The sequence below is a fragment of the Zhongshania sp. genome, assembly GCF_041623545.1.
GTDB lineage: Bacteria > Pseudomonadota > Gammaproteobacteria > Pseudomonadales > Spongiibacteraceae > Spongiibacter.
This window is the reverse complement of the sequence record NZ_JBFJWS010000426.1, coordinates 1-1,973: the sequence shown is the minus strand read 5'-3', so window position 1 is coordinate 1,973 and position 1,973 is coordinate 1. Positions and strand designations below refer to the sequence as shown.

Here is a 1,973-nt window from a genome sequence, read left to right as displayed (position 1 = left end):
CCCATGGCGCCGACTAAAATCGGTGGGCCGCCGGCCTGAATCGGGGTGGGGCCGACTTCTTCTAAGCCTTCTAATAATTCACCGCGCCAGATTTTCTTCATGGTGGCAATTTGATCGTCCATGCGTTGAAAGCGATTTGCCATACTGGCGCCAAGGGCTTCGTAGTCTTTGTCGCGACCGCCGACGCCTACTGTCAGCGTAACTCTGCCTTCAGAGAGTATGTCGAGGGTGGCAATTTCTTTCGCGGCTTGTACGGCGCTGTGCATGGGCAGTACGTAAAGCGCTGGAATAATGCGAACCCGCTCAGTTGATGCGGCGGCAAAGGCGAGGATGTTGCGCATTTCATAGCTGTGCCCGGTAATACGTTCGCCGCAAGAAAGGCTGTGAAAGGGCCCTTGATCAATAATCCGGCACCAGTCTTTAAAATCTTGGCGACGAATTCCACGCTGCATATAGGGGAGGCATACACCAATTTTCATGAGCTATCCTTAAAGTGTTATTTTTATTGCACTATTTACTGTGCGACATTTATACACGCATTGTTAGGCGGTGACCTGCTGTGCGATTATCGGTGACTAAACAGAATATTGAGATACCCAGTATGGATGACTTTTTAGTGTACGGGATGTTGCTGGATGGCAAAGGCGGGGCTAGGCCAATGAGTCACGCGGAAATTGACGCGTGGCAGCCGGGACAGGGCTTGATGTGGCTGCATTTTGACTACAGTAAGCCCGGCACACTGAAATGGCTGCAAGAACACAGCGGTTTAGATGACATCGCGATCGCCGCACTGGTTGCAGAGGACACGCGGCCCCGTGCAACTGCTCACAACGGCGGCCTGCTTATGGCGCTGCGCGGGGTGAATTTAAATCCCGAGGCTGATCCAGAAGACATGGTGTCGATTCGTCTCTGCGTTGATGAACACCGTATTATCAGCTCGCGCAAGCGACGCTTGCTGTCTATGGACGATATTGTGCGTAGCTTTCAAGAGGGCGAAGGACCGGAAACCAGCGCCGAGTTTGTTGCGGTTTTGTGTGATCGTTTAGTGCGGCGGATGGCGGGACCAATCGACAATGCCGAAGACAAAGTTGATGAGTTAGAGGAGTCACTGCTGACCAGTGGCAGAGCAAAATTGCGTAGTGAACTTGGTCAGGTGCGCAGGCAATCCATTGCTTTACGTCGCTATTTGGCACCCCAGCGCGAGGCATTGAATTGGGTGCAGACGGAACGGCTGCCATGGTTTGGCGATGCTCAGCGCCTGCGCGTAAGAGAAGTCGGCGATCGCTTAGCGCAATATATTGAAACCCTAGATAGCATTCGCGAGCGCGCGGCGGTTAGCCAAGAGGAGCTTGTTAACCAGATATCGGAAGAATCCAACAGCCGTATGTATGTGTTGTCGATTGTGTCGGCAATATTTTTGCCGCTGGGGTTTGCCACAGGCTTGCTCGGTATCAATGTAGGTGGAATTCCGGGTGCCGAGAATCATTATGCCTTTGCTATTTTTATTGGCATTTTAGTGGCCTTGGCTGGCGGCTTGCTGGTTTTCTTTAGGTATAAGAAATGGCTTTAGAAATGGTTGATTTAAGTTTGCTCTCCATTGCTCCGTTAAAATGGCCGGGGGTACTTACTACTATTTTAGCCGGTGCCATTATTGGTTTGGAAAGGCAGATTCGCGGCAAGCCGATTGGTATTCGTACAGCCGCTTTAATATGCCTTGGCACCTATGTTTTTATCGCCATGTCGGTTTCGGTAGGCAATGGCGTAACGGACCCGTCGAGGGTTATTGGCCAAGTGATTACCGGTATTGGTTTCCTTGGGGCGGGCGTGATTTTATCACGGGACGGCATGGTCTTAGGCGTGACCTCCGCCGCCGCTATATGGGTGTTGGCCGCTATTGGCGTCATGATCGGCCTAGATAAATACGGACCTGCACTGCTCATCGCCCTGATCGTGGTTGGTGTGTTAGTGGGCGT

General features: G+C 52.0%; 3 protein-coding genes. 2 read left to right on the top strand and 1 reads right to left on the bottom strand.

Translation table 11 applies throughout. The annotated features are described in order from the left end of the window. Nucleotides 1-479: LLM class flavin-dependent oxidoreductase (locus ABYT30_RS18825; protein WP_373098066.1), on the bottom strand; the 479-nt coding region annotated here is incomplete at its 3' end. A gap of 122 nt (nucleotides 480-601) precedes the next feature. Between ABYT30_RS18825 and ABYT30_RS18820 the strand changes: the two genes are divergently transcribed. Then, a complete protein-coding gene (locus ABYT30_RS18820) occupies nucleotides 602-1,570 on the top strand; it encodes a zinc transporter ZntB (RefSeq protein WP_373098065.1) in 969 nt (322 codons plus the stop codon). Then, on the top strand, nucleotides 1,561-1,973 hold a 413-nt coding region (locus ABYT30_RS18815), incomplete at its 3' end, for an MgtC/SapB family protein (RefSeq protein WP_373098063.1). The genes ABYT30_RS18820 and ABYT30_RS18815, both read left to right, overlap by 10 nt.